The sequence below is a fragment of the Nocardia sp. NPDC057353 genome, from assembly GCF_042667085.1.
Classification (GTDB): Bacteria; Actinomycetota; Actinomycetes; order Mycobacteriales; family Mycobacteriaceae; genus Nocardia.
On the sequence record NZ_JBHVAK010000014.1, the window covers coordinates 1 to 25,612 of the forward strand.

The window sequence follows — 25,612 nt, forward strand, 5'->3', positions numbered from 1 at the left end:
GCAACGCAGTACGCACCGGCCGATATCAGCTACTCACCAGCCGCACATGCCATGTTGCGCTGGTGCTCAGGCGCGCGGCAGGCCGAGCACCCGCTGCGCGATGATGTTGCGCTGGATCTCCGAGGTGCCGCCCGCGATGGTGCCCGCGAAGCTGCGCAGGTAGCGCTCGAACCAGCCGCACCAGAAGTTCTCCAGGTTCAGCGGGCTCGGCGGCGAGCTGATCGCCGGCGAGGCGAGGCCGCCGCTGCCGACCGCGGTCAGCGCGTGCTCGGTGGCGGTCTGCACCGCCTCCGAGCCGAGCACCTTGAGCACCGAGAGCGCGGGCACGTCCTGCTCGCCGCGGGCCTCCCTGGCGAGCGCGGCCGAGCCGAGCAGCCGCAGCGCGTAGCTGTCCATGACCAGCCCGGCGTAGGCGTCGCGGTCGAAGACGGTGTGCGGGCGGAAGTCGGCGAGCAGGTCCTGCATGCGGTCCGCGTAGCCGAGCCAGAGCAGGGTGCGCTCGTGGCCGAGCGAGCCGTTGGCGACGGTCCAGCCGCCGTTCTCCGGGCCGACCAGGTTGCCGACCGGCACCCGGACGCCCTCGAAGTAGACCTCGTTGAAGTCCAGGTCGTCCGGCTCGCAGGCGGAGGGGAACGGGCGGCGGGTGACGCCGGGGGTGTCGGTGGGGATCAGCAGCACGCTGATGCCCTTGTGCTTGGGCGCCGTCGGGTCGGTGCGGACGAAGGTGAGCAGCACGTCGGCGTCGTGCGCGCCGGAGGTCCAGACCTTCTGCCCGTCCACGACGTACACGTCGCCGTCGCGCACCGCGCGGGTGCGCAGCCCGGCCAGGTCCGAGCCCGCGCCGGGCTCGCTCATGCCGAGCGCGGCGGTAATCTCCGCGCGCAGGATGGGGACCGCCCACTCGCGCTTCTGCTCCTCGGTGCCGAAGGAGAGCAGCGAGGCGGCGATGATCCCGACGCCCTGCGGGTTGAACGAGTGGTAGATCCGCCGCTTGGAGAGCTCCTCGAGGTGCACGTACTGCTGGAGAACCGTGGCATTGCGCCCGCCGAACTCCGGGGGGTTGGCGGGCAGCAGCCAGCCGCTGTCGAAGAGCAGCCGCTGCCAGCGCCGCGCCCACTCCGGCACGTCCGCACTGGATTTCGAGCGCTCGACGGCCTCGTCCGCGCTCGGCTGGTTCTTGCTCAGGAACTCCACGAACTCGGCGCGGAACGCCTCGACCTCGGGATCAAACGAGAGTTGCACGGTACTCCTCGGTGACGAGCGCCCGGTGCTCGGCCGCGCCGCCGAGCAGCAGCTCGCCCGCCTTGGCCCGCTTGAGCGCGAATTGCAGGTCGTTCTCCCAGGTGAAGCCCATGGCGCCGAAGAGCTGGACGCCGTGCCGGAACACCACCGACTGGCACTCCCCCGCCGCCGCCTTGGCCATCGAGGCGGCCAGCCTGCGCCGCGGGTCGTCCTCGGCCAGGCAGAGCGCGGCGAAGAAGCCGAGCGCGCGGGCCCGCTCGATGGCGATGTGCATGTCGGCGGCCTTGTGCTGCACCGCCTGGAACGCACCGATCACGGTGTCGAACTGCTTGCGGCTGCGCACGTGCTCCAGCACCAGGTCCAGAATCCGGCGGCAGGCGCCGACGGTGGTGAGCGCCAGCCCGGTGAGCGCGTACTGCCTGGCCCGCTCCACGTCGACGGTGCTGCGGTCGGCGTCGGTGAGCCGGACCCCGTCGAAGGTGACCTCGGCCAGGTGCAGCACCGGGTCGAAGACCGAGGTGCGCCGCGCCGTCACCGCGCCGGCGGGGACCACGAAGACGCCCACGTCGGTGACCACGGCGAACCGCTCGGCCCGGTCGCCGTCGAGCACGTGGTGCGCGGTGCCGGTGAGCCGCCAGCCGGTGCCGTCCGGTGCGGCGGTGACCCCCTCGTAGACCGCGGCGCCGGGGCGATCCACCTTGCCGATGCCGGGCACCAGCGGCGCGAACTGCGACATGGTGGCGAGGAACGGGGTGGGGTCGGTGGCCCGGCCCAGCTCCTCGAAGAGGATGCCGAGCTCGACGGTCTCGCCCGGCTCGGTCAGCTCGGTCCAGCCGAGGCCGACGTAGGTCTGCCAGAGCGGGGCCGGGTCCGCACCCCGGTCGACGATGTCCCGGATGAGCGCGGGCGGGCACTCCTTCGCCGCGACGTCACGCACCGTCTCGCGCAACAGCCGCTGGTCGGAGTCGAACTCGAACAGCATCTCGGCCTGCCTCCTCGCCGTACCTCTCGATGAGAACTATATTCTCATATTCAAGAGTTACCATTTCACCGTGCGGAACGCCAGGCAGGTGCGGGATTCAGCCGCGGTCGGCGGCGGCGCGCTCGGTGCCGCGCTCCAGGGCGGCGTTCAGCGTCTCGACGAAGGCGAGCAGGGTGGCGAGGGTTTCCTCGTCGTCCGGGATGCTCTGGCCGATGGCGCCGAAGAGCGGGGCGACGGCGACGTCGGCGCGCACCGCGACCAGCTCGACGCGGACCCGGCGGCGGTCCTCGGAGTCGCGGCTGCGCCGCACGTACCCGGCCTTCTCCAGCCGGTCGACCACGGTCGTCACGGCGCCGCCCCTGGTGATGCCGAGCCGGTCCGCGAGCTGGCCGGGGGTGAGCGGCCCGGCCATGCTGAGCATGTTCAGCGCGCTCAGGTCGGTCACGGTGATGCCGAGCCTGGCGGCGACGGCGGAGTGGAACACCACCGTCCTGGTGGCCTGGGCGCGCAGCGCGTCGCGCAGCGCGCGGGCCGTGTCCGATCGGGTGTCCTTCGCCGCAGGCATGTCCGTGTCCTTCCGCCGATCTCTCCCGGAAAGAGAGACTCTCGATCCGAGAGTAGCGCGGAGTTCACCGGGGCGGGCCCGCCCCGATCCGGCGGCGGGCGCGCTCGAACTCGCCCGGACCGGGGCCGAAGCCCTCGAGCCACCAGGTGGCGCCCGCTTCTTCCACCGCCGCGGTGGTGTCGGCCGCGCGGCGCGGTTCCGCGCCGTCGGTGCTGCCGGTGACCACGAGGTCGAACGCGCGCTCGGGCGGCGGATCGCCCACCGCGGCGGGCGCGCCCACCGCCACCCCGGCCGCGGCGGGCGACAGGGTTCCCGCGGCGCGGAGGTCGGCGAGGTGCGCCTCGATGTCGCGGACCACCTCGGGGGTTGGGGTGAAGGAGCCGTCGGGGCCGATGATCATGGGGGCGAAGCCGTCCCAGCGGGCGGCGCGGCGCAGGGGCGGCAGGCTCGGCCAGTTGCCGCCGATCCAGATCGGCGGGCGGCGGGCCGGGGCGGGGAGGAAGGCGCCGACCTCGGCGTGCAAGTGCTTTCCACGGAACGAGACCGGCTCGCCCGACCACAGCCGGGCCAGCAGGTCGAGCCCCTCGTCGAGCCGCGCGGCGACCGCGCTCGGCTCGACAGGCTCACCCCAGCTGCCGTACTCGGCGTCCAGGGTGAAGCCGAGCCCGGCGCCGAACACCAGCCGCCCGTTCGCCAGCCGGTCGACGCTCGCGGTCTGTCTCGCCAATGTGCCCGGCCTGCGCCGGGCGACCGGGGTCACCAGCGGCCCGAGCCGAATGCGCGTGGTGGCCGCGGCCAGCAGGGTGAGCAGCACCCACGGATCGGCCACCTCGACCTCGCCGAACGGGAAGACGACGTGGTCCCAGACGAAGACCCCGTCCCACCCGCCCTCCTCGGCTTCGCGGCCGAGTTCGGCCACCCGCCGCGGCTCGGCGAACTCACCGAGGCACGGCAGGCACACTCCGAATTGCACCGCGCTACTTCAGCATCGAGCCCGCGTCCACCGGCAGCGGGACGCCGGTGATGAACCGGGCCTCGTCCGAGACCAGGTAGAGGATCGCGTTGCTGACGTCGATCGCGTCCACCCACGGGGTGGGCAGGGTGTGGAACATCTGGCAGATCGGCTTGAGGTCGTCCGGGCCCGGGTTCTCCAGGTCGGGGCGGAAGAGCTTGTAGGTGCCCTCGTTGAGCAGCATGTCGGTGCTGACGTGCGTCGGGTGCACCGAGTTGCAGCGGATGTTCTGGTAACCGAGCTCCACCGCGAAGGTGCGCATGAGCCCGACGATGCCGTGCTTGGCGGCGACGTAGTGCCCCACGTTCGGGTAGGCCTTGAGCCCGCCGACCGAGCTGGTCAGCACGATCGAGCCGCTGCCGTTCGCCTGCAGGTGCGGGATGGCGGCCTTGACGCTCTTCCAGACGCCGGTCAGGTTGACCCCGATCATGTCGTCCCAGAGGTCCTCCCGCATCTCTACCAGCGCGCCGCCCTCGTTGGCGAGCCCGGCGTTGGCGATGACGATGTCCAGCTTGCCGAGCTGCTCGACGGCGCCGTCCAGCCCCGCCTTGACCGCGTCGTAGTCGCGGACGTCGGCCTCGATGGTGACCACCCGCCCGCCCGCCGCCTTGACCAGGTCGGCGGTCTCCGCCAGGTCCTCGGCGGTGGGCATCGGGAAGGGCACGTTGTCGAGCTGCTTGCAGACGTCGAGCGCGATGATGTCGGCGCCCTCCTGGGCCAGCCGCACCGCGTGGCTGCGGCCCTGGCCGCGCGCCGCGCCGGTGATGAAGGCGACCTTGCCGTCGACCCGTCCGGTCATCGTGGACCTCTCTTCCGTTGTCGTTCAGGAGTGGGGGGTGAAGGTGATGTGCAGGTTGCTCAGGCCCCGCAGGATGAAGGTGGGCTCGTAGTCGTAGCGGCGCTCGCCCGCCGGGCCGTGCCGCTCCTCGTCGATCCGGATGTCGAGCATCCGGTCCAGGATCCGCTCGATCGAGACCCGGCCCTCGACCCGCGCGAGCGGCCCGCCGGGGCACGAGTGCACGCCGCGGCCGAAGGCCATGTGCTCGCGGAAGTTCTTGCGGTCCAACCGGAATTCGTGCGGGTTCTCGAAGCGGCGCGGGTCGCGGTTGGCGGCGCCGGGGCAGAACATGACCGTCGAGCCGACCGGGATGTCGACGTCGCCGATCGTGGTGGCGCGCTTGGCCAGCCGGAAGCCGGACTTGACCGGCGAGTCCATGCGCAGCGTCTCCTCGATGAAGTTCGGGATCAGGCTGCGGTCGTCGCGCAGCGCCTGCTGCACCTCGGGGTGGTCGCCGAGCACCCGCATGGCGGCGCTCAGCAGCTTGGCGGTGGTCTCCTGGCCCGCGGCGAAGAGGAAGGTGGCCGAGCGGACCACGTCGATCACCTCGGGGGTGGAGCCGTCCGGGTACTTGGCCTGGGCCAGCGAGGTGAGGACGTCGTCGCGCGGGTTCTCCCTGCGGTCGGTGATGTACTGGACGAACTTGTCGTCCAGCCACTCCAGCGGGTTCGAGGCGACGATCTCGCTCTTCAGCGAGCCCACCTGGGAGCCGGGGCGCTCGGCGCCGAGCACCACCCGGAACTGCTGGTGGTCCTCCTCCGGCACGCCGAGCATGTCGGCGACGACCAGCAGCGAGAACGGCTTGGCGTACTCGGCGAGGAACTCCGACTTCCCCTCGGCCAGGAACTCGTCCAGCTGCTGGTCGGCCAGGCGCCACATGAACGCCTCGTTCTCCTTGAGCCGGGCCGGGGTGAGCAGCCGGTTCAGCACGGAACGGGCGTAGGTGTGCTGCGGCGGGTCCATGGTGACCATGTGCTCGAACATCGGGAGCTGCGAGCGGTGCTGCTCGATCTGCTCGGTGATGTCGTCGCCCTCGGGCTGGAACGGCAGCGGCGGGAACGGGCCGCCGACGGCGATGGCCGAGGAGAACAGCTGCTCGGTGTCGCGCAGTACCTCGGTGGCCTCCTCGTAGCCGGTGACGGCGTAGACGCCGAAGGTCGGCTCCTGCTTGACCGGGCACTGGGCGCGCAGGTGGTCGAAGTAGGGGTGCGGGTCCGGCACCAGGCTCGGGTCGGTGAAGTAGTCGACGGTGTCGAAGTCGGTCATGGGTAGCTCCTCGGAAACAATGATATCTCAGGTGGAGAATTTCGTTCTCGTCTGGGTGCGAGAGATCTCCCGGATCGGACGGGGGTGTTTCAGGGCAGGTAGACGCGGCTGGCGAGCCAGCGGCCGTCGACCAGCTGCATGGTCATCTCGACTCGGCTGCGGTCGACCCTCGGGTCCGCCGATGCGGCGTTGGTGACGGTCTGGTCGATGAAGAGGAGGACCTCGACCTCGGTCTCCGTCGCCGACTTGACGGCGGCGTCGAGGACCGTTCCCTTTCCGGTTGCCTTGTTCTCCAGGAGGAGTTCGCGGAGTTGGCCGCTGGAGCGGGTGTACATGTCGCGGAACTCGCCGGTGGAGCCGTCGAGGACCGCGGTGAAGCCCGCGTCCAGGTTGTTGGAGTCGACGCTGGTCAGGGTGACGCCGTAGGTCTTCGCCGCTTCCAGGGCGGCGTCGGCGGCCGCGTCGATGTCCCGCTCGTTGCGCAGTTGGACGCCGAGGACGATCGCGGCCGTGATCGCGGCGATCGCGATCAGTGCCGTGACCGGCAGGGCGGCTTTGCGCGCGACGCGCAGGTAGCGCCTGCGGCGACTCTCGCCGCCACCTGCGGTGGCATTCTCGACCGGGGTGCCGGTCGGGGGATCGGCGGGCTTCGCCGCGGCGCCCGCCGGTTCCGCTGCGGCGGGCGTGCTTTCGCCGCCTGCGGCGGCGTCCGGCCGGGCGTCAACGGCGGTGTCGGTGTCACTCATGGTGGTTCCTCTCAGCGTTGCGGGGCCGGGGGCGGGGGTGGCAGCGGGGGGCCCGCGAAGGTGAGCGGGAGCGAGAGCGGGCCGATGGGGGTGGGGGTGGCCTGGCGGTCGGCGGCCTCGCCGGGGGGCGGGGCGCCGGGGATCTCGGTGCCGGGCGGGCGCGGCGCGTTGCGGGCGCCGCGGATCAGCACCGAGGGGTCGTTGTCCTGGCAGTAGGTGTAGAGGTAGGGCTCGGGGAAGTCGGGGAGCGAGGGCGGGCGGCGCGGCAGGTCGTAGTCGCAGGCGTAGCGGGGGTAGAGGTTGACCAGCCCCCAGACGCCGCCGTCGTGGAAGGCCACCGCGATGGCGTCGAGCGTGGAGCCAGCCCGCTCGGTGGGGAAGAAGAACTCCTGGAAGGCGGGGACCCGCGGCCCGGTGGTCTCGGCGACCACGCCGAGGTTGCCGAGCAGCTCGGCGGCGCTCGGCGAGTTCCGCGCCAGCATCGCGTCGAGCGCGCGCAGCGTGCCGGGAGCGGCGTTCAGCAGCTCGACGTACCCGCCGGACTTGGCCTCCGCCCCGGCCAGCGCCGCGTTCGCGTCCGCGGCGAAGTCGCCGAGCCCGGGCGCGAGGTCGCGGACCGTGCCGAGCACCTGCCTGCTGTCCCGGATGAGCGAGACCGTCTGCGGCAGCACCGAATCCAGCGTCGAGGCGAGGAAGATCCCGCTGTCGAGCAGGTCGGCGAGCTTCTCCGGCCCCTCCGGCCCGACCCCGAGCTCGTCCACCACCGCCGCCAGCTGCGCCGGATCCACCTGCGCCAGCGTGGAATCGAGCTGCGAGAGCGTCTTCCAGAGCGGGGTCGGGGTGCTGGTGCGCTGCACCGCGATCTCCGCGCCGTCGGCGAGGTAGGGCCCGCCGTCCCGGTCGGGCCGGAAGTCCAGGTACTGCTCCCCCGCCAGCGACAGGCTCGCCACCCGCACCTCGCCGTCGGCGGGGACCGCGGTGTGCGCGTCGATGACCGCGGTGGCGACCAGCCCGGCCCCGGTCAGCTCGACTGCCTCGACCGTGCCGATCGGCACCCCGCGCAGCGTGACGTTCTGCCCGGCGAGCAAGCCGCCGGAATCGGCCAGGTGCACCCTGACCCGCATGGTCTCCGCCGCCGGGTTCACCCCGAGCGAGCCGAAGACCAGGTACCCGACCCCGACGACCAGGGTCAGCGCCAGCGCCAGCGCGGAGACCGCGCTGCGCCGGGCCCGCACCGCGGCGACGGCCCCGACCAGCAGCCGAGCGGGCCGCTCCAGCGCGCTCACCGCGCGCCCCCGGTGATCCGGCCCTGCAGCTTCAGCAGGGTGTAGGTGAGCGTGCCGATGAAGTTCTGCCAGTCCCGCTGGTCCGGCAGCCTGCTCTCCGGATCGCCGGGGTGGTTGGGGTCGGGCAGCGCGCCGATGGCCAGGTCCTGCCAGTCCGCGTCGGTGCTGGCCGATGTGCTCACGGTGACCGCCATGACCGGTCCGAGCAGCGCGTTCATCGCGGCGACGCTGGCGTTCGGGTTCTGCGCCGCCGAATTGAGCTGGGCGGCGATGGTGTTGATGTCGGCGACCATGCCGGTGGTCCGCTCGCCGTCGACACCGGGGAAGCGGCCGATCTGCGCGGTGATCCGCTCCACCTCGTTGACCAGGGTGAGCGCCTGGCCCGCGTTGGCGCGCAGGGTGTCCAGCGCCGGGCCCGCCGCGGCGATGACGTCGTCGACGGTGCCCTGCTGCTCGTCGATCCGGCGGGCCAGCTGGTCCACCTCGGCGAGCGTGGAGCGGATGTCGTCGGAGCGGGCGGAGAGCGCCTGCACCACCCGGGTGGAGCGGTCGATGAGCTCGGCCATCCGGTCGCCGCGCTCGCCGACGGCGTTGCCGAGCCCGTTCACGATGGTGGTGAGGTTGCGGATGGCACCGCCGTTCACCAGCAGCGAGGCGGTGGTGAGCAGCTCCTCGATGGTGGTCGCGGCGGAGGTGTGGTCGAGCGCGATGCTGTCGCCGTCGGCCAGCGCCGGGGTGGCGGTGGTGGCCTCGGCGGGCGGGGTGAGCGAGACGAAGACGTCGCCGAGCGGGGTGGCGGTGCGCAGCTCCGCCCTGGTGCCGAGCGGCAGCCGGACGTCCCGCTGGATCGTCAGGGTGACCACGGCGGTGTAGTCGCGCACCGCCATGTCGGCCACCTCCCCGACATCCGCGCCGGAGAGCCGCACCTTGGCCTTGGCGGGCAGGTTCAGCGCGTTCGCGAAGCTCGCGCGCACGGTGTAGTTGTCGCCGCCGGAGCCCGGCGCGGGCAGCGGCAGGTCGCCGAGCCCGACCGCGCAGCCGGTGGTCGTGGCCAGCGCCGCGACGGCGAGCGCGGTGGCGCGGGTGAGCCGCCCGGCGCTCACCGCGGCATCCTGGACATGGCGTCGAGCATGTCGGTGATCCCGAAGTCGGGGCCGAAGTCCTGCAGGGTGCCGGTGGCGCAGCCCAGTTGGCGCAGCCCGAGGATGTTGCAGACCTCCTTGACCAGCTGCCCGTCGAAGAACACCTTGTCCAGCAGCGCGTGCACCCGCACGCCGCGGTACTGGAAGTCGACGGCGTTGTAGGCGTTGTTCAGCAGCAGCGGGGTGACGTCGATGAACTCGCCGAGCTCGGTGCGGTAGTCGGCCAGCGCCCTGGTGACCGTGGCGCCGTTGGTGAGGGTGGACTCCAGCACGCCCGCGTTCTCGGTGAGCAGCGCGTCGGTCTGGCGCATGATCTCGGTGATCTGCGCGCCGGTGCTGCCGGTGCCGATGTTCAGGTCGGCGACCACGTCGCCGAGTTGCCCGGTGGCGGTGCCGAACTGGCGGATGGTGTCCTCGTTGGCGGCCGCGGCGCGGAGCAGCTGGGCGAGCTGGTCGACCAGCTTCGTCAGGGTGTCGCGGGTCTGGTCGCCGCCGTCCGCGCCGAGCCGCAGCGCGGTGGCGAGCTGGTCCAGGGTCTGCCGCAGCTCGGGGCCGCTGTCGGTGGCGATGGCGGCGGAGGCCCCGAGCAGCCGGGCCACCGGGCCGTCGCCGGGCTGCTCGCCCTGCAGCTCGCCCGCCATCCGCTCGGCGGCGCCGAGCAGCCGGTCGAACTCCACCGGGGTGCGGGTGCGCTCCGGGCCGAGCCGGGCGCCGTCGGTGAGGGTCGGCCCCTCCCGGTAGGCGGGGGTGAACTCGACGTGCCGGTCGGTGAGGACCGAGGTGGAGAGCGTGACGGCGCGCGCGTCGGCCGGGATGTCGACGTCGGCGTCGAGCTCCATCCGCACCTCGACGTGCGTGCCGCGCGGCTCGACCGCGGTCACCTCCCCCACCGGCATGCCGAGCACCGCGACGGCGTTGCCCGGGTAGAGCCCGGCGCCGTTGTCGAACTGCGCGGTCACCGCGATGGTGTCGTCCGGGACGACGGCGCTGCCCGTGCAGCCTGCGAGCGCGCCGATCGCCAGCACGGCGCCCGCCCGGACCAGAACTCGCTTCGCTCTCACTGGCAGTCCTCGTGGTAGGGGGCGAGCCCGGCGCCCTCGGCGCGCCCGCCGAGCGCGCACATCCAGGAGTCGATGAGCGGCCCGGCAGGCGCGGTGAAGTCGACCTCGTTGGCGGTGCCGGAGGCATTGGCGAAGTTGCGGATCGGGACCGGCAGGATCTCCAGGGTGCTGCGCAGCAGCGCGTCGTTGCGGGCCAGGCTGCCGAGCAGGTCGTCGAGCCCGGCGATCAGGGTGTCGACGGCGGGGCGGTCCCGGACCACCAGGGTGCGGACCTGGTCGGCCAGCCTGCGGGTGGCGTCCATGAGCCGCAGCACGGCGTCCCGGCGGGCCACGATCTCGGTGAGCAGGTCGCGGCCCTGGGTCATGATGGCGGCCAGGTTCGCCTGCTGGTCGGTGACGACGCCGGTCAACTGCCGGCTCGCGGCGAGCAGCGCGCTGAGTTCGGTGCGCCGGTCGCCGATGATGGCGGCCAGCGCGCGGACGTTCGCGAGCATGGCGGGCAGCACCGTCGGCACGCCCTGGAGCTGGGCGGCGAGGCTGTTCAGCGAGGTGCCGATCTGGCCCGCGTCGATCCGGTCGAAGGTCACCGTGGCGTTGTCCAGCGCGGTCTGCAGGTCGTAGGGGACCTCGGTGCGCGCCAGTGGGATCCGCCGGTCGGGCAGCGTGCCCTCGCCCGCCGGGCGCAGCTCCACGTAGCGGGCGCCGAGCAGCGTGGTGAGCTTGATGGCGGCGCCGGTGTCGGTGCCGAGCGGCACCTCGGAGTCGACCGCGAGCGTCACCAGCACCCGGTCCCCGGCCAGCCGGGTGGCGTCGACGGTGCCGACCGGGACCCCGGCGAGCGTCACCTGGTCGCCGGTGCTGATCCCGGCCGCCTGCGCGAACTCCGCCTCGTAGCGGGTGGTTCCGATGCCGATCCGGCTCCAGCCGACGGCCGCGGCCAGCACCGCGAGCAGCACCGCGACGGCGATCAGCCCGAGCACGCCGCGGCGGTGCTCCTCGAGCGGGCGCTTCCAGGTTGTCGTCATTCGGTGGACCTACAGATCGGGGAGTACTTCGCCTGCCCGCCCGGTGTGGCGAGGTCGACCACGGTCGGGACCAGCGAAGAGAGCGCGGGCAGGATGGTGACGCCGAAGTTGCACAGGTAGGTGTTCAGGTAGGGCCCCTCCTGGCTCACCCTGGCCAGCCCCTTGAGCAACCCGGGCAGGTTGAAGCCGAGGTAGGCGAAGTTCTCCTTGTTCTCGGCGAAGTGCCTGGTGAAGCCGGGCTCGCGGTGCAGCATGGACTCCAGCTCGGGCTGGATGCCGTCCATGGTGTCGGCCAGCCCGCCGGTGGTGACCGCCGCCTGGTCGAGCGCGCCGAGGAGTTCGTCGCGGTGCGCGGCCAGCCCGTCCACGATGGCCCGCGACTGCCCGATCAGCGTGCCGACCTGGCCGGTCTGCAGCGCCAGGTTGCCGACCACCCGGTTCAGGTTGCCGATCACCGCGCCGAGCACCTGGTCCGGGCCCGCGAGCGACTCGGCCAGCGCGGAGACCTGCTCGACCAGCAGCACCAGCGAGGTCCGGTCGCCCTGCAGCGCCTTGATCAGCGCGCCGGTCACATTGTCGACCTGCGCCGGGTCCAGCCCGCCGAAGAGCGGCTCGAAGCCATTGAGCAGCCCGGAGATGTCGAAGGACGGCTCGGTGTGCGCGAGCGGGATCTCCGCGCCGGGTGCGAGCGCCGAGCCGTCGCCGAAGTCGGCCAGCGCGAGCCCGAGGTAGCGCTGCCCGATGACGTTCTGGTAGGTGATGGCGGCCTTGGTGTTGCCGTACAGCGTCTGGTCGGTCTCCACCCGGAACCGCACCCTGGCCCGCACGCCGTCCAGCTCGATGCCGTCCACCCGGCCCACCCTGACCCCGGCCATCCGCACGTCGTCGCCGACCCGCAACCCGCTGACGTCGCTGAAGACCGCCGAGTACTCCTCGGTGTCGCCGTTGATCCCGCGGTCGAGGGTGACGAAGGTGACCCAGATGAGCGCCACCGCGACGGCGACGAAGAGGCTGACCCCGATCAGCGGGCGGCGGTAGCTCACCGGGCACCCCCGCCCGGGAACGGGCCGTCGGCGACCAGCGGCGCCAGCAGCGACTCGGCGCCGGTCGGGTTGCCCTGCAGCGCCCGCTCGACCAGGTCCCTGATCTCCGGCGGCAGCTCGGGCGCGACGGGCTGGTTCGCCGGGTCGAGCGCGGCCGGGACCGGCTCGATCGGGATGTCCGCGGGCGCGGTGCTGCAACTGGGCGCGGCGAGCTCGCCGTAGCGCGGGCAGTCGGCCCTGGTGTAGGGGGTGTGCGGGGTGAAGCGGAACTGGAACTTGCCCCGCCCGCGCGGGTTCTCGGCATTCCAGAACTCGGAGAACCACAGCTCGGAGAGGCGCTTGATCCGCACCACGATCGGGCCGAAGGCCGGTGAGCCCGTCGCGAAGACGTCGAGCACCGGGCCCATCTGCCTGGTGACGTCCACGATCTGGTCGGTGCGCCGGTCCAGCGCGCCCGCGACCGTGCCGAGGGTGCCGCCGCCCTGGCCGAGCAACCCGGCCAGCTGGGCGTCCTGCTCGGCCAGGGTGCGCATGGGCAGCACCGCGTGGTGCAGCGCGTCCAGCAGGTCGGGGGCGGAGGCGTTCAGCCCGCGGACGGCGTCGGCCACCATGCCGAGGGTGGGCGGGCCGCCGTCCGGGGTGAGCAGCGCGTCGAACTCGGCGGTGATCCGGTCCAGCTGGGCGCCCGCGGCCACCAGGTCGGCGCCGCGCCGGTCGGTCGCGCGGGCCACCGCGGCCAGCACGCCGACGGTGTTGCCGGTGCCGATCCTGGCGGTGCTCGCGATGATCTCGCGCAGCTTGGTCAGAGCGGTCTGCAGCTGCACGGTGGAGAGGCTGGTGTCCTGTGGGATCTCGGTCGCGGCGGTGAGCGCGGGGCCGGGCCCGTTGTCGACCAGCTGCACCGAGGAGACCGCGAAGACGTTGCTCGGCACCACCCGCGCCGTCACGGTGCGCGGAATACCCTGCGCGGCAACGGGGTCGAGCTGGAGCAGCACCCGGTTCGCGGCGCCGCCGGTGGCCGGGGTGACCCCGGCGACGATGCCGACCAGCATGCCGCGGAACTTGACGTCCGAGCGGGCGGGCAGCCCGTCGCCGAGCTGCGCGAGCACCGCCGTCACCTCCAGCTTCTCGTCGAAGCGGCCGGTCGACTTCAGCAGCAGCAGCGTCACCACCAGCGCGGTCGCCAGCACCAGCACCAGCCCGCGCAGCAGCAGCGCGGTCCCCGACGGCCCGCGCCCGTCCTTCTCGAACAGCACCGACATGGGCTCAGCCTCCGAGCCGGGCGCTGGCGCCGATGCCCCACAGCGCGACCGTGAGTAGCAGGTTGACGATGATCATCAGCGAGATGGCGGCGCGCATGGCGCGGCCCGCCGCGATGCCGACGCCCTGCGGCCCGCCCGCGGCGTAGAAGCCGTAGTAGCACTGCACGGTGGTCGTGATGATCACGAAGACAATGGCTTTGAACAGCGAGTAGACGATGTCCGGGCCGTTCAGCACGAGCTGGAAGTAGTGCTGGTAGGTGCCGTGCGAGAGCCCCCCGGAGAGCCCGACGACCACCTCGACCGCGATGTAGTTGACCGCGAGGCAGACCACGTAGAGCGGGACCATCGCCACGATCGAGGCGAGCAGCCTGGTGCTCACCAGGTAGGGGATCGCGCGGATGCCCATGGACTCCATGGCCTCGATCTCCTCGGCGATCCCCATGGCGCCGAGCTGCGCGGTGAAGCGGCAGCCCGCCTGCGCGGCGAAGGCCAGCGAGGCCATGATCGGCGCCAGCTCCCTGGTGGAGGCGGTGGAGGCGATGAGCCCGATGGTCGGCTCCATGCCGAGCAGGTGCAGCGCGTTGTACCCCTCCAGCCCGACGATGGCGCCGCCTGCCGCGCCGAGCACGATGATCACCCCCGCGGTGCCGCCGCCGACCACGATCGAGCCGTTGCCCCAGGTGATGTCGGAGAGGATGCGCAGGAACTCGGCGCGGTAGTGCCGCAGCATCACCGGGATCGAGCCGAGCGCGCGGAGCAGGAAGGTGATCATGTGGCCGAGCCGCATGAGCGAGGTGCCGAACTGCCGCGAGGTGCGGACCAGGGTGCGGGTGCCCAGCGGGCGGTACGGCGCGGCCATCACAGCCCCGACCGCGGGAACAGGATCATGAACATCTGCGTGAACACGACGTTCACCACCATGAGCAGCAGGATCGAGGAGACCACGGTCGAGTTCACCGAGTTGGCGACGCCCGCGGGGCCGCCCTTGGTGTTCAGCCCCTTCTCGCAGGCCACCACGGCCACGATGGCGCCGTAGACCACCGCCTTGACCAGCGTGAGCCACAGGTCGCCGACGGTGGCGAAGGAGGCGAAGGTGGCGACGAAGCTGCCGGGCGCGCCGCCCTGCACGAAGACGTTGAACAGGTACCCGGCCAGGAACCCGACGAAGCAGACCACCCCGGTGAGCGAGACGCCGACCAGCACCGCCGCCGCCACCCGCGGCACCACCAGCCGCCGGACCACCGAGACGCCCATGACCTCCATGGCGTCCAGCTCGTCCCTGATCTTGCGGCTGCCGAGGTCGGCGCAGATGGCGGAGCCGACCGCCGAGGCCATGAGCAGCGCGGCCACCATGGGCGCGCCCTGCCTGATCACCGCGAGCCCGCTGGCCGCGCCCGCCAGCGAGGTGGCGCCGACCTGCCCGGCCAGCAGCCCGAACTGGATGGAGAGCGTCACCCCGATCGGCAGCGAGACGAAGATGGTGGGCAGCGCCGCCGCCGACGCCATGAAGGCCGACTGCCTGACGAACTCGGCGAAGGCGAAGCGCCCGGTGACGACGTCGGCGACCAGGTACTGGATGGCCCGGACACTGAGCACGAACTGGCCGCCGACGGTCTCCAGCGCGGCGAGCGGGTGCCGCCGCAGGTAGCCGCGGCCCCAGTCGGTGATCTCCCGGGTGGCGGGTTTCGCGGCGGGCAGATCACCGCCCACGGGGCCACGGCTGAGCGTCATCGATAGCGCCTTCCGGTCGGTCGGAGAATTTGTTCTTCGCATGGAGAGAACCAACTGCTCCCATTGTGAGCGTCATCTCTCAGCAGCGTCAAGAGCGGAATGCACGATTTAGAGAATTTGATTCTCCTCGCGCCGCGACGGTCACGGAGAATTGCGTCGGGAAATGCGAAAGAGGGGCGACGGGTAATTCCCGTCCACCCGAGGTGAATCGCAGAGCCGTCCCCGCGGAACAGATGCTGTGCACATGCATAGCATGGTTCTCGGAGAGGCGTCAACAGTGACAGCGGCCCGCCACTACGATACGAATTGATCCCACGACCAGGACTCCGGAAGGGAGCAGGCGGATGCCATCGCCCCGCCGTATCGGCGCCCCCGACGCCAAGAATCGCGGCGTCCTGCTGGAGGCCGCCCAGCAGCTGCTGCTCGACGAGGGCTGGGCGGCGGTGACGTCACGGCGCGTCGCCGAGCGCGCCGGGCTCAAACCCCAGCTCGTGCATTATTACTTCCGCTCGATGGACGACCTCCTGCTGGAAATCTTCACCCGGCGCGCGGAGGAGGGGCTGGTAATGCAGGCCGAGATGATGAAAACCTCCGCCCCGCTGCGCGCGCTCTGGGAATTCAGCATCGATCCCGCCGCGGTCCGTTTCACCATGGAGTTCGTCGGGCTGTCGAATCACCGCCCGGCCATCAGGGCGGCGGTCGCCGATTACGCCGAGCGCTTCCGCACGATCCAGACCACCGCGCTGACCCGCATCCTCGCCGAGTACGGGGTGGACACCGAGCGCTTCCCGCCCGCCGCCATGGCGGTGCTCATGACGAGCGTCTCCCGGGTGGTGGTGCTGGAGCGCGCGCTCGGCATGTCCGGCGGCCACAGCGAGGCCTTCGACCTGGTCGAGCGGGAGATCGCCGCGCTGGAGCGGGCGCGGGCGGGCGCCGAGCCCGCGGGCTGAGCCGCGTCAGGCGGGCAGCAGGTCCCGCATCTCGGCCCGGTACCGCGGCGGGAGCAGCTCGCCCGCGCCGAAGACCTCGGTCGGCATCGCGGATTCCCCCGCGCAGCCGACGGCGGCCAGCGCGCAGGACTTGAAGGCGCGCGCCGCCACGCTCACCCGGTGGTACGAGGGCGCGACCCGGCCCGCCAGCTCGTCCGGGAGATCCTCGCCCCAGACCGCCACCTCGATGAGGCCGCGGTCCAGACAGTCGAGCAGCTGGGCTTGCACCAGCGGCTCGGCCCGGTAGCTGGCGGCGGAGACGGCCACCGCCATCGGCCAGATCTCGTGGCTCGGCCCGGTGAGCGCCTGGCGCAGGTCGAGCACGGTGGCGCCGAGGATCTGCAGCGGGGCGACGTCGGCGGCGTCGGCGACCAGCACGGTCACCTCCCAGCCCGCCGCGGAGCGGTCGAAGAGCCAGCCGCCCGCGTGCCGGATCACGTCGGCGGCGTCGGGGGCGACCACGGCCAGCCGGTGCCGGAGCGGGTGCCTGCGGGCATGCGCCCGCCAGTGGGTGACGGAGTGGACGCCGGGGGCGGCGGATCGAGTAGCCATGGTTCCCATCCCGAGATCGCGAGAGTCGACACGGCGATCGCTCCGGGGTAACCGGCGGCGTCGGGACTGGGTGACGCGGGGCTGCCGCTTCCCGGAACGAACTACCGAACACACCCTAGGACACCACCTTGTTCTCCCGCTGGAAAATGTGATTCTCTGTTCAAGAGAACGCTATGCGGTCGAGAAGGGGCTCCCATGCGCACGATTCCTCCCGAGCTGGCCCGCCACTACCGGGAGCAGGGGTGGTGGACCGGCGAGACGCTCGGCGAGCTGCTGGCGACCGGGCTCGCCGCCGCGCCGGAGGCCGAGTTCCGGATCCACTCCGCGGAGCGGCCGTACGCGGGCACCTGCGCCGAGGTCGAGCGGGTCGCACGGCGGCTCGCCGCCGGGTTGCGCAGGCGCGGGGTCGGCCCCGGCGATGTGGTCGCCTTCCAGCTGCCGAACTGGATGGAGGCGGCCGCGACCTTCTGGGCCTCGGCCTTCCTCGGCGCCACCGTGGTGCCGGTGGTGCACTTCTACGGCCGCCGCGAGCTCGGCCACATCCTGGAGACGGTCCGGCCGAAGGTCTTCGTCACGCTGGAGCGCTTCGGCAGCCTGGAGTTCCCGGCGGAGCCCTACGCGGGCGTCCCGATCACCGGCGTGGTCGGCCGGGACTTCGACGACCTGCTCGACCCGGAGCCGATGCCCGGCGTGCTCGGCACCGACCCGGACGGCCCGGCGCTGATCGCCTTCACCTCCGGCACCACCAGGGCGCCCAAGGGCGTCGTGCACAGCCACAACACGCTGGTGCACGAGACCAGGCAGCTGGCCGCCTGGTACCCCGCCGACCGCGGCGACCAGCTCACCGCGGCCCCGGTGGGCCACTTCATCGGCATGGTCAACGCGCTGCTCATCCCGGTGTTGGACCGGAAACCGATCCACCTGATCGACACCTGGGACCCCGGCCGCATCCTGGCGCTGATGACCGAGCACGGGGTCACCGTCGGCGGCGGCGTCCCGTACTACGTCACCAGCCTGCTCGACCACCCGGAGCACACCCCCGCGCACCTGCCCGCCATGCGCTACGCCGGGCTCGGCGGCGCCGCGGTGCCCGCCGCGATCACCACCCGGCTGGCGGGCGCCGGGATCACCGTCTACCGCTCCTACGGCAGCACCGAGCACCCGTCGATCACCGGCTCGCTGCACAGCGCGCCCGAGGACAAGCGGCTCTACACCGACGGCGACCCGCTGCCCGGCGTCGAGCTCCGGCTGGCCGACGACGGCGAGATCATCAGCCGCGGCCCCGACCTCTGCCTCGGCTACGTCGACCCGGAGCTCACCGCGGCCGCCTTCGACGCCGACGGCTGGTACCACACCGGCGACATCGGCGTGCTGGACGCGGACGGCTACCTGACCATCACCGACCGCAAGTCCGACATCATCATCCGCGGCGGCGAGAACATCAGCGCGCTCGAGGTCGAGGAGCTGCTGCTGACGCTGCCCGGGGTGGCCGAGGCGGTCGCGGTGGCGGTGCCCGACCCCAGGCTCGGCGAGCGCGCGGCCGCGGTGCTGCGGCTGCTGCCCGGGCACGCCGCCCCCGACCTGGCGGCGCTGCGCGCGCACTTCGCGGCGGCCGGGCTGGCCAAGCAGAAGTGGCCGGAGCAGCTGCACGTCGTCGCGGATTTCCCGCGCACCCCCAGCGGCAAGATCCAGAAATACGTGGTCCGCCGGGAACTCGCCGCCACCCGGGGCGTTGCGGCTTCCACCTGAAGAGAATAACATTCTCACTAGACGACAAGGAGGATTCCATGACCAAGGTCGACCTGCCGTATCAGCTCTTCGACGCGGACAATCACCTGTACGAGACGAAGGAAGCGCTGACCCGGCATCTGCCGAAGCAGTACGAGGGCGCGATCCAGTACGTCGAGATCAACGGCCGCACCAAGATCGCGGTGCTCGGCCAGATCAGCGAGTACATCCCGAACCCGACCTTCGAGGTCGTCGCCCGCCCCGGCGCGATGGAGGAGTACTTCAAGCACGGGAACCCGGAGGGCAAGAGCCGCAGGGAGATCTTCGGCAAGTCCATGAAGGCGATCGACGCCTTCCGCAACCCCGAGGCCAGGCTGAAGGTCATGGACGACCTGCAGCTGCAGCGCGCGCTCATGTTCCCGACCCTGGCCAGCCTGGTCGAGGAGCGGATGCGGCACCACCCGGAGCTCATCCACGCGGTGATCGAGTCGCTGAACCGCTGGATGCTGGACGACTGGGGCCAGGACGGCAGCTTCGTGCACTCGGACCGGATCTTCACCGTCCCGGTGATCACCCTGCCGATCGTGGAGCGGGCCATCGCCGAGCTGAACTGGGCCGTGGTCGAGCACGGCGCCAAGGCCATCCTGGTGCGCCCGGCGCCGGTGCCCGGCTTCAAGGGCATGCGCTCGTTCGCCATGCCGGAGTTCGACCCGTTCTGGAAGCGCGTGGTCGAGCTGGACGTGCTGGTCACCATGCACTCCTCGGACAGCGGCTACTCGCGCTACGACGCCGAGTGGGAGGGCAACAGCCTGGAGATGCTGCCCTTCCAGACCAATACCTTCGCCATGACCAACCAGTGGCGGCCGGTCACCGACGCGGTGGCCTCCTGGGTCTGCCACGGCGCGCTGAACCGCTTCCCCGACCTCAAGATCGCGGTCATCGAGAACGGCTCGGCCTGGCTGGAGCCGCTGCTGCAGCAGCTCTCCGACGTGTACAAGAAGGCGCCGGAGGGCTTCGGCTTCCGGAACCCGATCGAGGCCATCAAGCAGAGCCTCTACGTCTCCCCCTTCTGGGAGGAGGACCTGGTCCGGCTCTCCGACGTGATGGGCGCCGACCACGTGCTCTTCGGCTCGGACTGGCCGCACCCGGAGGGGCTGGCCGAGCCGGCCCGCTACATCCACGAGATCAAGGACATGAAGCTCGAGCACCAGGCCGGCATCATGGGCGGCAACCTGGCCCGGCTGCTCAAGGTCTGAGCCCTGCCATGACGTGGGAATCCATCCCGCAGATGGTGCTCTCCGCCGCCGACCGCTTCGGCTCTGCCGAGGCGGTCGTCGACGGTGAGGTGCGGTGGAGCTTCATCGAACTCGCCGAGCGGGTGCGCCGGGCGGCGGGCGCCTTCGCCGCCTTCGGCATCGAGAAGGGCGACCGGGCCGCGGTCTGGGCGCCCAACTCGGCCGAGTGGATCGTCGCCGCCTTCGGGTTGCAGGCCGCGGGCGGCGTGCTGGTCCCGGTGAACACCAGGTTCAAGGCGGCGGAGGCGCAGGACGTCATCCGGCGCAGCGGGGCCAAGGCGGTGCTGGTGCAGCAGGGGTTCCAGGGCACCGAGTACACCGCCGACGTGCCGGTGCTCGACCTGAAATCCGACTTCCTCGGCAGCGGGGAGCCGTTCGAGCGCCCGGTGGCGGGGACCGATATCGCCGACATCATCTTCACCTCCGGCACCACCGGCCGCCCCAAGGGCGCGCTCATGAACCACGCGCAGACGCTGCGGCTCTACGCGGAGTGGTGCGACCTGGCGGACCTGCGGGAGGGCGACAGGTACCTGATCGTCAACCCGTTCTTCCACACCTTCGGGCTCAAGGCCGGGCTGGTGGCCTCGCTCATCCGGGGTGCCACGATCCTGCCGGTGCCGGTCTTCGACGTGGACACCGTGTTGGAGCTGGTGGAGCGCGAGCGGGTCACCATGCTGCCGGGGCCGCCGACGCTCTACCACGCGCTGCTCGCGGCGAAGGGCACCCGCGACCTCTCCTCGCTGCGGGCCGCGGTGACCGGCGCGGCCGACATCCCGGTGGAGCTCATCCGCCGGGTGCGCGAGGAGCTGCCGTTCCGGTCGATCATGACCGGGTACGGGCTCACCGAGGCGGGGACCGCGACCGCCTCGCGCCCCGGCGACACCTTCGAGCAGATCGCGACCACCGTCGGGCAGCCGTGCGCCGGGGTCGAGCTCCGGATCGCCGGGGACGGCGAGGTGCTGGTGCGCGGGTACAGCGTCATGCAGGGGTACCTGGACGATCCCGAGGCCACCGCCGCGGCGATCGACCCGGACGGCTGGCTGCACACCGGGGACCTCGGTGAGCTGGACCCGGAGGGGCGGCTGCGGATCGTCGGGCGGAAGAAGGACATGTTCATCGTCGGCGGCTTCAATGCCTACCCGGCCGAGATCGAGGGGTTCCTGCTGGAGCACCCCGCGGTGGCGCAGGCCGCCGTTGTCGGGGTGCCGGACGAGCGGCTCGGGCAGGTCGGGCGGGCGTATGTGGTCACGTCCGGGCCGCTCACCGAGGACGAGCTGATCGGCTGGAGCCGGGACCGGATGGCCGGGTACAAGGTGCCGCGCTCGGTGCGGTTCCTGGCGGCGCTGCCGCTCAATGCCACCGGCAAGGTGATGAAGGACCAGCTGCGCTGAGCTCCGCGCCGGGCGCGTTCCCCCGAACACCCCATCGCCCGGCGCGGGCCCGCTGCGGCTCGGGCGCGCACGGTGCCCGTACGTACGGCCACGCGCCGGGCACCGTGCTCGCGCCTCGACCTGGAAGGGTTTCCCCATGATCGAATTCCCGGATTTCGCCGCGCTGCGCGCCGCCGTCGGCACCGAGCTGGGCGGCAGCGACTGGATCGAGATCGACCAGGCGCGGATCGACCGGTTCGCCGAGGCGACCGGTGACCACCAGTGGATCCACGTGGACGCCGAGCGGGCGGCCGCCGGGCCCTACGGGCGCACCATCGCGCACGGGTTCCTCACGCTGGCGCTGCTCGCGCCGATCGCACAGCAGGTCATGGGGGTGCGGTCGGCGCGGATGGCGATCAACTACGGGCTGGACAAGGTGCGGTTCATCAGCCCGGTCACCGTCGGGAGCCGGGTGCGCGGGACGGTCGCGCTCACCGCCGTCACCGACGTGCGCGGCGGGGTGCAGGCGGCGCGGACCGTCACCATCACCGCCGAGGGGGCGGAGAAGCCGGCCTGTGTGGCCGAGCACCTGGTGCGCTACCTGAGCTGAGCGGTGCGGCGCCCGTGCGCCACTCGCGTGTTCGCGCGCCATCGGCCCGCGGCGCGCGGGTGGGGTGACGCCCCGCATCACGCGGGCATGGCCGCTCATGGGCCGGACGGGGCCCGCTCCAAGCGGACCGGCGTGAGCAGGCCGATGCCGCGGACGTCGGTGGGTCCGGTCGCGGTGAGCCGGAATTCCGCGCTGGCCGCGAGGGCCTCGGCCAGGGCGGGAGCGACGAGGACCGTGTCCGGCTCGGCGAGCGCGGTGAGCCGGCTGGCCAGGTTCACCGTGGTGCCGAAGACGTCGCCGAGCTGCCGGATGACCGGGCCCCACGCGGCGCCGACGCGCAGGCCGGGGATGTCCGGGTCGGCGGCGAAGGCGCGGACCAGGCCGGTGCCGATCTCGGCGAGCGCCGCGGGGGTGTCGGCGGTGAAGAGGATCTCGTCGCCGAGCAGCTTCACCACGCTGCCGCCCGCCGCGGCGACCACATCGATCGAGCGGTGCTCGAACCGCGCCACCACCCGCACCAGGTCACCGGCCCTGCGGTCCCGGCTGAGCTCGGTGAAGCCGACGACATCGGCGAAGCCCACCCCGCTGTCCCGCCCCGCGGGCGGCTCCGCGGCCGGGTCGAGCACGTGCAGCGCGTCCTCCAGGCGGCGCCGCCAGAGCTGGCCGAGCAGCCACTGCACCTCCGGCATCCGCTCGGCCAGTGCGGAGACGGTGTCCACCGATTCGGGGGCGCGCTGCATCTGGCCGGCCACGATCTCCACCTGCAACCGCGCCAGCTGCGCGATGGCCCTGGCCAGGACGCCGGTCAGGTGCAGCGCCTCGGGTTCGCCGACCATCCCCTCGTCGACGTAGCCGGTGAGCAGCCGCAGCAGGCGGATGTCCGACGGGGCGAAGTCGGGGGTGCCGTCGTCCACCGCCGGGTAGCCGAGGGCGCGCAGGAACCGGCGGGCCCTGGCGTCCGGGATGTTCGCCACCGCCGCCACCTGGGCCGCCGTGTACCGCCGGGGTTCACCGAAGGCCACCGGTCCCGCCGCCGCCCGCCCCGCCCCGCGCGCCACGGCCTCCGCGACCGCCTGCACCGCGTCGAACTCCGTTCCCGCCGAGTGCGGGGGCGTGGACTGCGGCGTGGCGCCGGGGCCGCTGCCCGGATCGGCGGGTACAGGTGCGGCGAGGTTCGGGTGCGCGGTAGCGGCGGGCGGATGGGCCGGCCCGGTGGGCTCGGTCGAGCGACCGGCGGCGGACGGGCCGCTCACTCCCCCACTCCCGTCCGTCAGGCGGGGCGGGCGACGGCGGGGGCCGCCGGGCAGACGGCGGGGGCGAGCCCGGGGACCAGCGCGGCGAAACCGCCTGCCGCGCGGACGTTCCCGTGCGGGCGGGCACCGCGCGCGACGGGGCAGGCGAAGACGTCGCCGACGGCGTCGACCAGGCAGATCTCCCGCCCGGCCCCGCAGTCCTCGGCGAGATCGCCGGTCGGGTGCACGCCGAACCGCACCCGCTCGCGGTGCTCCGCGGCCCAGGCCGCGACGACCCGCCGCTGCGCCGCGTCCGGCGCGGCCTCGCGCGGCCGGTCCCCGGTGAGCCGGAGCCGGGCACCGAAGAGCCCGGCGACGGCGAGCAGTGCGTCCAAACGATCGGCGCTGTGCCGGGTCAGCGGCACCGCGACCTCGAATTCGTAGGCCCCGGCCGAGGCGAGCACCTCCATGGCCCGCACGCTCGCCCGGTAGGCGCCCGGCCCGCGCACCGCGTCGTCCGCCGCCTCGGTGGGCGCGGCCAGCGCGACCCGCGCGGTGAGCCGGTGGTCACCGGCCAGCTGCCTGGCCAGCGCGGGCGTGACCCCGGTGCCGTCGGTGTGGAAGGCGAACCCGAGCCCGCGCGCGCTCGCGTACCCGGCGAGTTCGGCGAAGTCGGCGCGCCCGGTGGGCTCCCCACCCGCCACCTCGACGCCGACCACCCCGAGCCGGGCGAATTCGTCCAGCAGGGCGCGGCATTCGACGGTGTCGAGTGCGCGCGGCGCCCCCGGCGGCGGCAGCCGGAACGGCCCCGACCGGGGATGCCGCGGCGCGAGTTCCCAGACGACGGTCGCCGGTGCGGTCATGCCGACCTCCTCATGAGAATTACATTCTCCACATAGGGTAATCCTGCTTCCGTAGCAGAACAAGGCCCGCGGACACCCCTGGGCCATCGACCCGGCGTTTCCCCTGCGGTATCCTCGAACCAGGTGCGAGAGTGCCGTTCTCCTAGCGGAAGATCGACCGTCTCGGCACAGTCCACGACAGAGCGAGGAGTCCCGTGAAACCCGACGACCTGATCCTGGTGAGCATCGACGACCACGTGGTCGAGCCGCTCGACATGTTCGACCAGCACGTTCCGCGCAAGTGGGCGGAGTACGCGCCGAAGGTCGTCCCCAACGACAAGGGCATCGACCAGTGGATCTACCGCGACCGCCCGACCGGCGTCGCGGGGCTGAACGCCGTGGTCACCTGGCCCGCCGAGGAGTGGGGCCGGGACCCGGCCGGCTACGCCGAGATGCGCCCCGCCGTCTACGACGTGCACGCCAGGGTGCGCGACATGGACGTCAACGGCGTCCTCGCCTCCATGTGCTTCCCCACCTTCACCGGGTTCAGCGCGGGTCACCTGAGCCGCGGCGGCCAGGACGAGATCACCGTCGCCATGATCGAGGCCTACAACAACTGGCACATCGACGACTGGGCGGGCGCCTACCCGGGCCGCTTCATCCCGATCGGCATCCTGCCCATGTGGGACCCGAAGCTGGCGGTGGCCGAGATCGAGCGGCTGGCGAGCCGCGGCTGCCACTCGGTGACCATGCCCGAGCTGCCGCACATCGACGGCCTGCCCAGCTACCACGACATCGACTACTGGGCGCCGGTCTTCAGCGCGCTGCAGGACCACGACACCGTGATGAACCTGCACATCGGGCAGGGCTTCGGCGTGCTGCGGCTGGCGCCGGACGCGCCGATCGACAACCTCATGGTGCTGGCGCCGAGCATCTCGCTGATCGCCGCGCAGGACCTGCTCTGGGGCCCCGCCTTCCGGAAGTTCCCGAAGCTCAAGGTGGCGCTCTCCGAGGGCGGCGTCGGCTGGATCCCGTTCTTCCTGGACCGCTCCGACCGGCACTACACCAACCAGCGCTGGCTGCGCCGCGACTTCGGCGGCAAACTGCCCAGCGAGGTGTTCCGGGAGCACGTGCTCGCCTGCTACGTCACCGACCCGACCGCGCTGAAGTTCCGGCACGACATCGGGATCGACAATATCGCCTGGGAGTGCGATTACCCGCACTCCGACTCCATCTGGCCGAACGCCCCCGAGTTCGTGCTGAACGAGCTGGACGCGGCGGGCGCCTCGGACGCCGATATCCACAAGATCACCTGGGAGAACGCCTGCAGGCACTTCGACTGGGACCCGTTCCAGCACATTCCGCGCGAGCGGGCCACCGTCGGCGCGCTCCGCGCCACCGCCACCGACGTGGACATCTCCACCACCTCGCGCGCCGACTACGCGGCCGCCTACGCCGCGCAGGCCGGGTGACGCCGGTGCCCGCTCGGCTCATGGTCTTCGCGACGCCCAGGGAGGGGCGGGACGAGGAGTACAACCGCTGGTACACCGAGGTGCACATCCCGGAGATGCTCGCCATCCCCGGGGTGGTCGCGGCGGAACGCCACAAGCTCCTGCGCGGCGGCCCCGACGAAGCCCGCTACCTGTCGGTCTTCACCCTCGACGGTGATCCGGCCGCCGTGGTGGCGGAGCTCGGGGCGCGCGCCAAGGACGGGCGCATGGCGGTGACCGATGCCGGGGATCCCGCCCGGACCCGGATCACGGTGTGGGAGGAACTCTGATCGACGGTGCGGG

Annotated in this window: 25 protein-coding genes; 7 read left to right on the forward strand and 18 right to left on the reverse strand. The window is 72.2% G+C overall.

Annotated features, from left to right (window positions below):
* Positions 1 to 66: 66 nt before the first annotated feature.
* From ACFUUZ_RS09630 to ACFUUZ_RS09700, 15 genes are all read right to left on the reverse strand, one after another.
* Positions 67 to 1,242, reverse strand: a complete 1,176-nt coding sequence (locus ACFUUZ_RS09630; protein ID WP_378694325.1) for an acyl-CoA dehydrogenase family protein — start codon at positions 1,240 to 1,242, stop codon at positions 67 to 69.
* The gene (locus tag ACFUUZ_RS09635) at positions 1,226 to 2,224 is read right to left on the reverse strand and encodes an acyl-CoA dehydrogenase family protein (protein ID WP_378694327.1); all 999 of its coding nucleotides are present in this window, start codon (positions 2,222 to 2,224) and stop codon (positions 1,226 to 1,228) included. Before ACFUUZ_RS09635 ends, ACFUUZ_RS09630 begins: the two co-directional genes overlap by 17 nt.
* A gap of 97 nt (positions 2,225 to 2,321) precedes the next feature.
* Complete coding sequence (locus ACFUUZ_RS09640) at positions 2,322 to 2,789, reverse strand: MarR family transcriptional regulator (RefSeq protein ID WP_378694329.1); 468 nt, start codon at positions 2,787 to 2,789, stop codon at positions 2,322 to 2,324.
* 64 nt (positions 2,790 to 2,853) lie between these two features.
* Positions 2,854 to 3,762, reverse strand: coding sequence for an LLM class flavin-dependent oxidoreductase (locus tag ACFUUZ_RS09645; RefSeq protein WP_378694331.1), 909 nt, complete (start codon positions 3,760 to 3,762; stop codon positions 2,854 to 2,856).
* A 4-nt stretch (positions 3,763 to 3,766) separates the two neighbouring features.
* Positions 3,767 to 4,600 carry a mycofactocin-coupled SDR family oxidoreductase gene (locus ACFUUZ_RS09650; RefSeq protein WP_378694333.1) on the reverse strand — a complete coding sequence of 278 codons (834 nt, stop codon included), beginning with the start codon at positions 4,598 to 4,600 and terminating at the stop codon, positions 3,767 to 3,769.
* Between the two features lie 24 nt (positions 4,601 to 4,624).
* Positions 4,625 to 5,905: a cytochrome P450 gene (locus ACFUUZ_RS09655; RefSeq protein WP_378694335.1), complete on the reverse strand. Its 1,281-nt coding sequence runs from the start codon at positions 5,903 to 5,905 to the stop codon at positions 4,625 to 4,627.
* 89 nt (positions 5,906 to 5,994) lie between these two features.
* Positions 5,995 to 6,651 carry a hypothetical protein gene (locus ACFUUZ_RS09660; protein WP_378694337.1) on the reverse strand — a complete coding sequence of 219 codons (657 nt, stop codon included), beginning with the start codon at positions 6,649 to 6,651 and terminating at the stop codon, positions 5,995 to 5,997.
* 11 nt (positions 6,652 to 6,662) lie between these two features.
* The gene (locus tag ACFUUZ_RS09665; RefSeq protein ID WP_378694339.1) at positions 6,663 to 7,937 is read right to left on the reverse strand and encodes an MlaD family protein; all 1,275 of its coding nucleotides are present in this window, start codon (positions 7,935 to 7,937) and stop codon (positions 6,663 to 6,665) included.
* A complete protein-coding gene (locus ACFUUZ_RS09670; protein WP_378694341.1) occupies positions 7,934 to 9,040 on the reverse strand; it encodes an MlaD family protein in 1,107 nt (368 codons plus the stop codon). Before ACFUUZ_RS09670 ends, ACFUUZ_RS09665 begins: the two co-directional genes overlap by 4 nt.
* On the reverse strand, positions 9,037 to 10,140 hold the full coding sequence (locus tag ACFUUZ_RS09675; RefSeq protein ID WP_378694343.1) for an MCE family protein: 1,104 nt from the start codon (positions 10,138 to 10,140) through the stop codon (positions 9,037 to 9,039). The genes ACFUUZ_RS09670 and ACFUUZ_RS09675 overlap by 4 nt, the downstream gene beginning before the upstream one ends.
* Positions 10,137 to 11,165, reverse strand: a complete 1,029-nt coding sequence (locus ACFUUZ_RS09680) for an MCE family protein (RefSeq protein WP_378694345.1) — start codon at positions 11,163 to 11,165, stop codon at positions 10,137 to 10,139. The genes ACFUUZ_RS09675 and ACFUUZ_RS09680 overlap by 4 nt, the downstream gene beginning before the upstream one ends.
* The gene (locus ACFUUZ_RS09685; RefSeq protein WP_378694347.1) at positions 11,162 to 12,208 is read right to left on the reverse strand and encodes an MlaD family protein; all 1,047 of its coding nucleotides are present in this window, start codon (positions 12,206 to 12,208) and stop codon (positions 11,162 to 11,164) included. The genes ACFUUZ_RS09680 and ACFUUZ_RS09685 overlap by 4 nt, the downstream gene beginning before the upstream one ends.
* The gene (locus tag ACFUUZ_RS09690; RefSeq protein ID WP_378694349.1) at positions 12,205 to 13,470 is read right to left on the reverse strand and encodes an MlaD family protein; all 1,266 of its coding nucleotides are present in this window, start codon (positions 13,468 to 13,470) and stop codon (positions 12,205 to 12,207) included. Before ACFUUZ_RS09690 ends, ACFUUZ_RS09685 begins: the two co-directional genes overlap by 4 nt.
* 4 nt (positions 13,471 to 13,474) lie before the next feature.
* On the reverse strand, positions 13,475 to 14,329 hold the full coding sequence (locus tag ACFUUZ_RS09695; protein WP_378694351.1) for an ABC transporter permease: 855 nt from the start codon (positions 14,327 to 14,329) through the stop codon (positions 13,475 to 13,477).
* On the reverse strand, positions 14,329 to 15,201 hold the full coding sequence (locus ACFUUZ_RS09700) for an MlaE family ABC transporter permease (protein WP_378694353.1): 873 nt from the start codon (positions 15,199 to 15,201) through the stop codon (positions 14,329 to 14,331). Before ACFUUZ_RS09700 ends, ACFUUZ_RS09695 begins: the two co-directional genes overlap by 1 nt.
* 344 nt (positions 15,202 to 15,545) lie before the next feature.
* Between ACFUUZ_RS09700 and ACFUUZ_RS09705 the strand changes: the two genes are divergently transcribed.
* Positions 15,546 to 16,151, forward strand: a complete 606-nt coding sequence (locus tag ACFUUZ_RS09705; RefSeq protein WP_378694355.1) for a TetR/AcrR family transcriptional regulator — start codon at positions 15,546 to 15,548, stop codon at positions 16,149 to 16,151.
* Positions 16,152 to 16,157: 6 nt separating this feature from the next.
* Here ACFUUZ_RS09705 and ACFUUZ_RS09710 read toward each other — a convergent pair whose 3' ends face one another.
* Complete coding sequence (locus ACFUUZ_RS09710) at positions 16,158 to 16,742, reverse strand: hypothetical protein (protein ID WP_378694357.1); 585 nt, start codon at positions 16,740 to 16,742, stop codon at positions 16,158 to 16,160.
* A 195-nt stretch (positions 16,743 to 16,937) separates the two neighbouring features.
* Between ACFUUZ_RS09710 and ACFUUZ_RS09715 the strand changes: the two genes are divergently transcribed.
* The 4 genes from ACFUUZ_RS09715 to ACFUUZ_RS09730 all read left to right on the forward strand — a co-directional run bounded on the left by ACFUUZ_RS09715 (position 16,938) and on the right by ACFUUZ_RS09730 (position 21,745).
* The gene (locus ACFUUZ_RS09715) at positions 16,938 to 18,491 is read left to right on the forward strand and encodes an AMP-binding protein (RefSeq protein ID WP_378694360.1); all 1,554 of its coding nucleotides are present in this window, start codon (positions 16,938 to 16,940) and stop codon (positions 18,489 to 18,491) included.
* A 38-nt stretch (positions 18,492 to 18,529) separates the two neighbouring features.
* Entirely contained in the window at positions 18,530 to 19,726 is a 1,197-nt protein-coding gene (locus ACFUUZ_RS09720; RefSeq protein ID WP_378694362.1) for an amidohydrolase family protein, read from the forward strand.
* A gap of 8 nt (positions 19,727 to 19,734) precedes the next feature.
* On the forward strand, positions 19,735 to 21,156 hold the full coding sequence (locus ACFUUZ_RS09725; RefSeq protein ID WP_378694364.1) for a FadD3 family acyl-CoA ligase: 1,422 nt from the start codon (positions 19,735 to 19,737) through the stop codon (positions 21,154 to 21,156).
* Between the two features lie 136 nt (positions 21,157 to 21,292).
* Entirely contained in the window at positions 21,293 to 21,745 is a 453-nt protein-coding gene (locus ACFUUZ_RS09730) for a MaoC family dehydratase (protein WP_378694366.1), read from the forward strand.
* A 95-nt stretch (positions 21,746 to 21,840) separates the two neighbouring features.
* On the opposite strand, the gene ACFUUZ_RS09735 is transcribed toward ACFUUZ_RS09730, so the two are convergent.
* On the reverse strand, positions 21,841 to 22,998 hold the full coding sequence (locus ACFUUZ_RS09735) for an adenylate/guanylate cyclase domain-containing protein (protein WP_378694368.1): 1,158 nt from the start codon (positions 22,996 to 22,998) through the stop codon (positions 21,841 to 21,843).
* Positions 22,999 to 23,015: 17 nt separating this feature from the next.
* Positions 23,016 to 23,840: a radical SAM protein gene (locus tag ACFUUZ_RS09740; protein ID WP_378694371.1), complete on the reverse strand. Its 825-nt coding sequence runs from the start codon at positions 23,838 to 23,840 to the stop codon at positions 23,016 to 23,018.
* A 194-nt stretch (positions 23,841 to 24,034) separates the two neighbouring features.
* On the opposite strand from ACFUUZ_RS09740, the gene ACFUUZ_RS09745 reads away from it, so the two are divergent.
* Positions 24,035 to 25,291, forward strand: coding sequence for an amidohydrolase family protein (locus tag ACFUUZ_RS09745; protein WP_378694373.1), 1,257 nt, complete (start codon positions 24,035 to 24,037; stop codon positions 25,289 to 25,291).
* Between the two features lie 5 nt (positions 25,292 to 25,296).
* The gene (locus tag ACFUUZ_RS09750) at positions 25,297 to 25,599 is read left to right on the forward strand and encodes a hypothetical protein (protein WP_378694375.1); all 303 of its coding nucleotides are present in this window, start codon (positions 25,297 to 25,299) and stop codon (positions 25,597 to 25,599) included.
* Positions 25,600 to 25,612: the final 13 nt, after the last annotated feature.

What these genes read in the sequence shown, in the direction of transcription:
- ACFUUZ_RS09635 (WP_378694327.1), bottom strand. Translation starts at nt 2,224, where the DNA reads ATGCTGTTCGAGTTCGACTCCGACCAGCGGCTGTTGCGCGAGACGGTG.
- ACFUUZ_RS09640 (WP_378694329.1), bottom strand. Translation starts at nt 2,789, where the DNA reads ATGCCTGCGGCGAAGGACACCCGATCGGACACGGCCCGCGCGCTGCGC.
- ACFUUZ_RS09650 (WP_378694333.1), bottom strand. Translation starts at nt 4,600, where the DNA reads ATGACCGGACGGGTCGACGGCAAGGTCGCCTTCATCACCGGCGCGGCG.
- ACFUUZ_RS09655 (WP_378694335.1), bottom strand. Translation starts at nt 5,905, where the DNA reads ATGACCGACTTCGACACCGTCGACTACTTCACCGACCCGAGCCTGGTG.
- ACFUUZ_RS09660 (WP_378694337.1), bottom strand. Translation starts at nt 6,651, where the DNA reads ATGAGTGACACCGACACCGCCGTTGACGCCCGGCCGGACGCCGCCGCA.
- ACFUUZ_RS09680 (WP_378694345.1), bottom strand. Translation starts at nt 11,165, where the DNA reads ATGACGACAACCTGGAAGCGCCCGCTCGAGGAGCACCGCCGCGGCGTG.
- ACFUUZ_RS09690 (WP_378694349.1), bottom strand. Translation starts at nt 13,470, where the DNA reads ATGTCGGTGCTGTTCGAGAAGGACGGGCGCGGGCCGTCGGGGACCGCG.
- ACFUUZ_RS09695 (WP_378694351.1), bottom strand. Translation starts at nt 14,329, where the DNA reads ATGGCCGCGCCGTACCGCCCGCTGGGCACCCGCACCCTGGTCCGCACC.
- ACFUUZ_RS09700 (WP_378694353.1), bottom strand. Translation starts at nt 15,201, where the DNA reads ATGACGCTCAGCCGTGGCCCCGTGGGCGGTGATCTGCCCGCCGCGAAA.
- ACFUUZ_RS09705 (WP_378694355.1), top strand. Translation starts at nt 15,546, where the DNA reads ATGCCATCGCCCCGCCGTATCGGCGCCCCCGACGCCAAGAATCGCGGC.
- ACFUUZ_RS09710 (WP_378694357.1), bottom strand. Translation starts at nt 16,742, where the DNA reads ATGGCTACTCGATCCGCCGCCCCCGGCGTCCACTCCGTCACCCACTGG.
- ACFUUZ_RS09715 (WP_378694360.1), top strand. Translation starts at nt 16,938, where the DNA reads ATGCGCACGATTCCTCCCGAGCTGGCCCGCCACTACCGGGAGCAGGGG.
- ACFUUZ_RS09720 (WP_378694362.1), top strand. Translation starts at nt 18,530, where the DNA reads ATGACCAAGGTCGACCTGCCGTATCAGCTCTTCGACGCGGACAATCAC.
- ACFUUZ_RS09725 (WP_378694364.1), top strand. Translation starts at nt 19,735, where the DNA reads ATGACGTGGGAATCCATCCCGCAGATGGTGCTCTCCGCCGCCGACCGC.
- ACFUUZ_RS09730 (WP_378694366.1), top strand. Translation starts at nt 21,293, where the DNA reads ATGATCGAATTCCCGGATTTCGCCGCGCTGCGCGCCGCCGTCGGCACC.
- ACFUUZ_RS09740 (WP_378694371.1), bottom strand. Translation starts at nt 23,840, where the DNA reads ATGACCGCACCGGCGACCGTCGTCTGGGAACTCGCGCCGCGGCATCCC.